Below are 7,171 nucleotides of genomic sequence, written 5' to 3' on the forward strand. Positions count from 1 at the left end.
TGGGTCGGATGCAGCTTGTCCGGTCAGGAATTTTCGCATTTCGATACGACCTGCTCCGACACCCTCAGGTACAAGCACTACGCGGACTGTGCGGAGACCAAGGCGTTCCTGGGCTGGGATCGCAACAAGGTCTGGCTGCATTGCAGCAGCCTGCTGGCCGGCGGCAAGTTTCAGGTCGCCGAGATCAAGCGGTTGAAGCGCGCCCAGTAGTTTGATGGCTTGACCTCTCGGCCTCATCTGAGGTCAGCTCCTGTGAGGTGACGTCTGGCGGCCTGCGATTGCGGCAGGCCGCATTGTTTGCAGGCCGGCTGGCATGTCGGCCTGTGAAGGCCCGTAGGCCGAGGAGTCGAGCACGCGCATGCGGCGAAGCGCCCGCCCAAGGGCGGCGCTTTCACGCGAAGATTTTTTCACGCGAGGACGATGGAAAGCCGGTCCATGAGCCCTGCTGCAACGATCCGGCGCCTGCGGGCCGACGATGCGGCATGCTTCAAGGCCCTTCGTCTGGAGGCGCTGACGATCAGCCCGGAATCGATGGGCAGCACCTTCGAGCTGGAGAACGGGCTTGGCGTCGAATGGTTCGCCAGGCGGCTCGAGGACACCCACACCCTCGGCGCCTTTCGAGACGGCGAGCTTGTCGGCACGCTGGGCTTCGTCGTCCAGCAGGGGCCGAAGCACGCCCATAAGGGCCGGCTGTTCGGCATGTACGTTAAGCCAGCCTTTCGACGGAGCGGGCTCGCGCGCCTGTTGGCGAATGACATCCTGGATGTCGCGCGCGAGCAGGTCGAGATCGTTCAGCTGATCGTCGTCCAGGACAATGTGCCGGCGCGACGGCTCTACGAAAGCATCGGCTTCGTGGAATTTGGCCTGGAGCTGAAAGCCGCGAAGGACGGCGGCCGATACTACGACGAGGCGCACATGGCGCTCGACTTCAGTCGTGCGGCTGACAGCACCTGACAACCGAGCTGCTGGGATCGATCGGTTCTCCCATTCAAGGCGATGGCGGCATGGGCCGCAGTCACGAGCTGATGAGATGCGCGCAGCACAGGGGAGCCCGACATCACGATCACCTTGGGACGCCACCGGCCGCTGATCCAGACCCCCTGGGACGAAGCGGCCGTTCGGGTCGCGATCGACGACATTGCAGCCGACACGATCGCCCAGTTCGATCCCGACAATTTCTGGCCGGCCCATCCCAGCGACGACGGGACGGCAGACGGTGACCCCAGCTTCTACAAGGGCGCGGCGGGGGTGATCTGGGGGGCTGGACTACTTGCTCCGTATCGGTGCGACAGGCCGTGCGAAGGACTTCCGCCCCGTGCTGTCGAGGCTAATGGAGCGGACGGTCATCGATCACGCAGCCAACTCGCCTGCCGACTACGAGAAACACGGCTCGCTGCTCCGTGGCGAGGTGGGGGCCGCCCTTCTCGCCATGCGGCTCACGCCACTGTCGAGCCTCGCCGACCTCATTCATTGGCACGCCGAGAAGAACGACGAACTGCCGATCCGGGCAGCTGATGATTTCGTTCCTTTGCACTTGCTCGCTTCGAGACGCCTGACGGCGGGGCTGCCGGCAGAGATTGCGACGCGTTTTGATATTGCTTTGGCTCTTGGCAAGGCGCAATCTGATGACACTGGATGGCCGACTTTTCGTTGGCCTCACGATTTCACCAAAACATTCTTTTCTGGCCCCTTCAATCTCATTCGAAAAGGGAGAATTGTCGTGAGACTTGCGATTTTTGTTGTCGTGGCCCTGTTGGGATCTTCGGGCGCGGCTTTCAGTGAGGCGAGCGATTGCAACATCGAAGCTTTCAAGGCGATGCGCATCGAGGATTCTTCCCTTGCAGTCATGCTCGCCCAGCTCAAGTTGATCAATGAGGCGAACTATGAAGAGGCAAAGAAGTCTGCCTCCGCAATCATCCCCGAATATTTCGCTGGAGATTTCAAGAGCTTCGCGGCAAAGCGCGCCAGCATGTACCAAGAGACGCGGTTCAACTATAGCGTTGACGAAGCGAAGCATCTGGTGACGTCTGGCGTCGATGAAAATGGCCTTGCCGCCTACACGGCCTGCCTTCAGTCGAGATCGCCCCTGACCGCTGTGGTGACCAAGAGCCCCAGCCAGCAGATCGTCAGCTTACGAATCCGCTTCGAGCCTAAGAGCGCGATCCCGAACCCCAATCCCCTCATCATTCAGGTCATTGGCGGAGAGTCGTTTGGCGTTGTCGGCGACCAGAAAGACAAGATCGTCGAGGCTAGCGTCGGTCCCGGAGAGCGGATCTACGTCTTCAAGCGAGTACCAAACTCGGAATTTGTCGCCGTCGTACAGATGCCGTCGCTCAGTCTTGCTGCAAATGACGTTTCGTTACCTCCGCCACCGGTCTTGAAGGAGATCGTGCAGACAAAAGGCATATCGGTCAATGGCGGACCTATGCATCTCGATCATCCTACAGGCGCGCCGGTCGGCAAATCAGCAGGCCCGGTGCAAACATGTGCTGCGGCGGACGCAGGTTGGGAGCTGATACCCGATACCGCTGCTCTTTCCTTCTCCGAAACACGTCCGGGGTGCTTTACCGGAAAGAGCGCGGTCGCCGACGAAAGCAAGGTCTGCTTCAACGTGACGCTCAGCATCAACGCGGGTGACTCCTGCGACGTCAATTGGACCGTCTCCACCAAACAGCGTCGCACCGTGAAGGTGTTTCAATAAGCGTGCGGCTCCGGATCTCGCAAGAAGGCGGTTGGGTGGCGATCAAGCACTGAGCGACCGTCCCACCGTCGGCTTGGCGCTTGGCACGGCGTTCATTGCCGCGGCAGGAGCGACCGTCCTGCGCCGCCGCGATGTCCAGCATTTGCCGCCGATCGGCGGTTTCGTCGTCCTGCTCGGGCTTGCCGCCGCCGCGCCTGAGGAGACCGGGCGGCCTTCGTCCAGCCGGGACTTTCGCGTCCAATGCCGGTCAGCATCTGTGCCGAGATGAACCTTCTGCCTGCTGCCTTGACCTACTCAAGGGCGGGAGGAGATCGAGGTCGCAATGACGGCTCTGACCAAGGCATTTCATAAGGCATTTTCCGAAGCATCCGACAGTACGAAACACGAACTGCTCAAACAGTTCCTTCTGCTCTGTGCCGCCATATTGCTGGTGTCGGCGATGGCGCTGACCTACGGGACGGATCTGAGCCACGGCTTTTTCTGATCGGTCTTTTCTTGCTCCGCGTCGGTGAACGGCGGCCGGTGATCGGCATACCCATGTTTGCCGCGGGCATGAGCGGAACGCCCGGCCTATCGCGCCTCGACGAGCGCCGCGAGCTTCGCGAGCGCCATCCGCCAGCCGGCCTCGTTGTCGGCGGGCGATACGCCACGGGGCAGTCCATCATGCGTGGCAAGGAGTTTGGTCCCGCCATCCGCATCGGCGAGCGTGATCGTGATCGTCATCTCGCCGCGTAGCGCAGGATCCGTGGTCTCGAACTCGTCCACTTCGACAACCTGCTCATTCGGGACGAGCTTCACAAAGCGACCGCGATACGTATCCGTGTGCGCCGTCGTCTTGCCGGTCCCGGTCGGCACGTCATAGGTAAGCGAAATCCGCAACGCGCCGCCTTCACGGGCGTCGAACGCATGCACGTCGCAGGTCATCCCGTCCGGCACCTTCCATTTTGCGATCGCGCGCGGATCGAGCAGCGCTCGATAGACCGCCGGCCGAGGCGCGGCGATGTAGCACCGTATCGAAAGGGTCTCGCGCATGTTCATTCCCCGCGGACCTTGGGCATCGTCTCGAGCCATCATCCGATAGGACCGATGGTGTACCGACGGCAGGCTTTTGGATAGGCTGGTTGCCAATCATGCGCCCCGCGGCCTGCCTGCTTGACGCGACCGACGGACAGCACCCGAGAGCCCGACACGATGATCACCCTGGGACGACATCGGCCGCTGGTCCAGACTCCCTGGGACGAAGCGATTGCCCTGGCCGCGATCGAAGACATCGCGGCCGATGCGATCGCCCAATTCGATCCCGATCATTTCTGGCCGGCCCACCCCAGCGACGACGGGACCGCCGACGGCGATCCCAGCTTCTACAAGGGCGCCGCGGGTGTGATCTGGGCCCTCGACTACCTGCATCGTGTCGGCGCAACCCGAGCGACCAAGGATTTCCGCCCCGTGCTGTCCAGGCTGATGGAGCGGACGGTCATCGACCACGCAGCCAATTCGCCTGCCGACTACGAGAAACATGGCTCGCTGCTCCGTGGCGAGATGGGGGCCGCCCTGCTCGCCATGCGGCTCACGCCACTGTCGAGCCTCGCCGACCTCATTCATTGGCACGCCGAGAAGAACAACGAGCTGCCGATCCGGGAGCTGATGTGGGGCCTGCCGGGGTCGATGGTCGCGGCGGTCCACATGGCGGGGATGACCGGGGAAGCGCGGTGGCGCCGCCTGTTCGAGGGGCAGGCGGCCCGGCTGTTGGCCGAGTTGGAGGACACCCCGCAGGGGCCGCTCTGGACCCAGGATCTATATGGCGCCAAGGACCGCTTTCTCGGACCCGTTCATGGCTTCGCCGGCAACGTCATCCCGCTGTTGCTCGGATGGGACTGGCTGACGGCGGCCCAGCAGGCTCATGTGGCCGCCTTCGTCCCGAAGGCGCTCGCGGCCAACGCATGGCGCTATGACATCGGAACCACATGGGGACCGCGAAGCAAGCGTGAGAAGCGGCTGTTCCTCTGTCAGCACTGTCATGGTGCCCCGGGCATGGTGACGACCTTCGCCGACGCGCCGTTCGCGACGCCGGACTTCGACGCGCTGCTGCTGGACGGCGGACGCTTCACTTGGGCCGCTGGACCGCTGACGAAAGGCTCGAACCTCTGCCACGGCACCGGCGGAAACGGCTACGCCTTTCTCAAGCTCTATCGCCGCACCCACGACCCGGTCTGGCTCGACCGCGCGCGCCAGTTCGCGATGACCGCCATCGTGCAGGTTCGCGGCGGCCAGATGGTCGCCGGCCGCGGACGCTATTCGTTATGGACCGGCGACGTCGGCCTCGCCGTCTACCTCTGGGATTGCATCACCGGAGAGCCACGGTTTCCGACGATCGACGTGTTCTGAAGCAAGTTGGGGACTGCTATCAATGTCTGTTTCGAGCAAGGAAGAGACAAGCACGATATCATGATGCAGGTCTTCCTGATGTTCAGCTTTCGTGTGAACGAGACCTTCGCCCTTGAAAGTCGCCGGTTGTTTGTTCTGGCTGGCGAGATGGCAGGTGGGCAGATTTAGGCCGGCATGATCGTCAGCGTGCCGCTAAACTCTTCGCTATCTATCTCTGCCCCCATTCACAGCATCGAATTTGCCCGTAGAACCGGTGGGCGAGACGATGTCTGCCTCTGCATTGCCTATGATGACTCTGATGAACTCGAAATATGGAAGGGACTTGATCTCAAAACGAGATCGTAAAAGGCGTACCCACGGCACACTCCGTCTAACCCTCTTGCTGGAGGTCTCTTGAGTGACAACGGCGACCTTCCAATAGAGCGCGCCAAGTGCTTTCGTCCGGTTCAGATCGGGGAGCCGGTCTTGTCGGCATTGGTGCGCGGTCGTCTCTTTGCCCCTCATCCGCATCCAGATCGCCTACGCCAGAAAAACTCGTTTTGACTGCGGCCTCAAACACATGTCTCTGTCCAGTCTCCCGAGCATGAAGATTCTTGTTTCTTTTTTCCAGAATTTATGCTTCTATCTGCCCGTCCCGTCTCACAAGAGGGGCGCTTCGCGGTCGTCACGAACGTCGAGGCGGGATGCGGTGGGCGTGTCGATGTTGCAGCGTGGCTGAGCCGCGCCGACGAACGACGTCGATGCGCACGGTCAAGTCGCGTGGTCCTGGCATCCCGACGCTGATGTCCAGCGCAAGGTGCGCAAGCGCGTTGTGCGATACGGTGGCCAGAAAGCCCGGCGCACCGGGGAGATCGCGAAGCAGCCGTCAAAACCATCGCGCGGGGAATGCCGGGTGTTCTCGGCTGAACCTGTGGTGACTGCCGCCTGCTTTTTTTCTGCAGGCGGGCCATGGGTGCGGCCAGCGCCCGGCATTCCCCGTGCCCTCTTCGACGAAGAGGGTGGTCGATCAGAACAGCTCGGACGCAAAGCGCGCCGCGAGACAGCGAAGCCATGTCTGAAAATCCAGACCGCAGCATCCACCCGACACACCCGTCCGACGATCAGCAGGCCGCCGATGAAGCGAAAGAGCGGCACCGCGAAGCGCCCGGGCATCCCACTCTTGTCTGGGCAAGCCCCGCGATGTGGATGACCGGGCCTTTGCCGCGCCGAAGCGACCGCGGCCGCGCAAGCGGGACGAGCCCGGCCGGGACGACGCGGCGACAGAAGGACAGACGCATGAATTCACGACTATGGTCGCCCTGCCCTGGGGCTGGCGGACCCGCGACGCGAGCCACGGCTGATCCTTGGCTTTGACGTCAGAGGATCTTCAATGATCGTGAGATCGAACGAGGCTGGGTCACCGGCCTGATCGGCCGATGGTGGGCACGACAGGGGCGAAAACACGGATCAAGATCAATGATTTAGGCACCCGCACCAGCTTTCCAGGGCTGTTGGTTTCATAAAGGATTTTTAGGCGATGCCCGCACCATCCAAGGGTTAGGCTGGAAGCCAGAAATGGCCTGAAAGTTGCCAAGACTTCAGAAAAGTTGATTGCCTGCCCTTTCGGCTCGGCGCCCAAAGGTGAAGTTCGGATCCCTCGTTCGCCCAACCTGTCCTGTGTTTCGATGGTTGCGGGGAGGCGCAAGACTCGCGCACGCGCGAGATCCACCCATGCGTCGTGCCGACACCCCGCTGCCAGCTGGCATTGCAATGCCCCGCGATCGCGTTCTCTTCATATACCCAGGGCCGCTCAAGGTCCTTGGTCCGCGCCCCAGTACCGCGCGCAGGCGCGCGGACCGAAGCTTCATTGTGCGAGTTGGTGCTCAACCTTCCTGAGTCCTCTCGCTTCAAGAGGATACCCAATTGCAGCCGAGTTCGCGCCGATCCGGCCGCGAGATCGAGAGCGCGCACCCGCACGGACCGGGTAGTGGACGCAGTATTGATGGGACGGATCAGGATGCGGGCAGTTGGATCGTGTCCCCAAGCGTGGTGTAGCTGGCGGCCCACCGCGTTCGCCGGCTGGAGCCGGGCCTGTCAGCTGGCGAT

6 protein-coding genes are annotated in these 7,171 nt (G+C 62.2%); 5 read left to right on the forward strand and 1 reads right to left on the reverse strand.

The window, feature by feature from the left end; translation table 11 throughout:
* The first annotated feature begins 15 nt into the window (after nucleotides 1-15).
* The 4 genes from QX041_RS33670 to QX041_RS33685 all read left to right on the forward strand — a co-directional run bounded on the left by QX041_RS33670 (nucleotide 16) and on the right by QX041_RS33685 (nucleotide 3,185).
* Nucleotides 16-210 carry a hypothetical protein gene (locus tag QX041_RS33670; RefSeq protein WP_315716598.1) on the forward strand — a complete coding sequence of 65 codons (195 nt, stop codon included), beginning with the start codon at nucleotides 16-18 and terminating at the stop codon, nucleotides 208-210.
* A 225-nt stretch (nucleotides 211-435) separates the two neighbouring features.
* Nucleotides 436-954: a GNAT family N-acetyltransferase gene (locus QX041_RS33675; RefSeq protein ID WP_315825432.1), complete on the forward strand. Its 519-nt coding sequence runs from the start codon at nucleotides 436-438 to the stop codon at nucleotides 952-954.
* Nucleotides 955-1,330: 376 nt separating this feature from the next.
* Nucleotides 1,331-2,701, forward strand: a complete 1,371-nt coding sequence (locus QX041_RS33680; protein WP_316168074.1) for a hypothetical protein — start codon at nucleotides 1,331-1,333, stop codon at nucleotides 2,699-2,701.
* A 322-nt stretch (nucleotides 2,702-3,023) separates the two neighbouring features.
* Nucleotides 3,024-3,185, forward strand: coding sequence for a hypothetical protein (locus tag QX041_RS33685; RefSeq protein WP_315716595.1), 162 nt, complete (start codon nucleotides 3,024-3,026; stop codon nucleotides 3,183-3,185).
* An 86-nt stretch (nucleotides 3,186-3,271) separates the two neighbouring features.
* On the opposite strand, the gene QX041_RS33690 is transcribed toward QX041_RS33685, so the two are convergent.
* On the reverse strand, nucleotides 3,272-3,733 hold the full coding sequence (locus tag QX041_RS33690) for an SRPBCC family protein (protein WP_315716594.1): 462 nt from the start codon (nucleotides 3,731-3,733) through the stop codon (nucleotides 3,272-3,274).
* A 159-nt stretch (nucleotides 3,734-3,892) separates the two neighbouring features.
* On the opposite strand from QX041_RS33690, the gene QX041_RS33695 reads away from it, so the two are divergent.
* Entirely contained in the window at nucleotides 3,893-5,086 is a 1,194-nt protein-coding gene (locus QX041_RS33695) for a LanC-like protein (protein ID WP_316168075.1), read from the forward strand.
* The last annotated feature ends 2,085 nt before the right edge of the window (nucleotides 5,087-7,171 follow it).

The organism is Bradyrhizobium sp. SZCCHNRI2009 (assembly GCF_032485115.1).
In the GTDB taxonomy this organism is placed as follows: domain Bacteria; phylum Pseudomonadota; class Alphaproteobacteria; order Rhizobiales; family Xanthobacteraceae; genus Bradyrhizobium.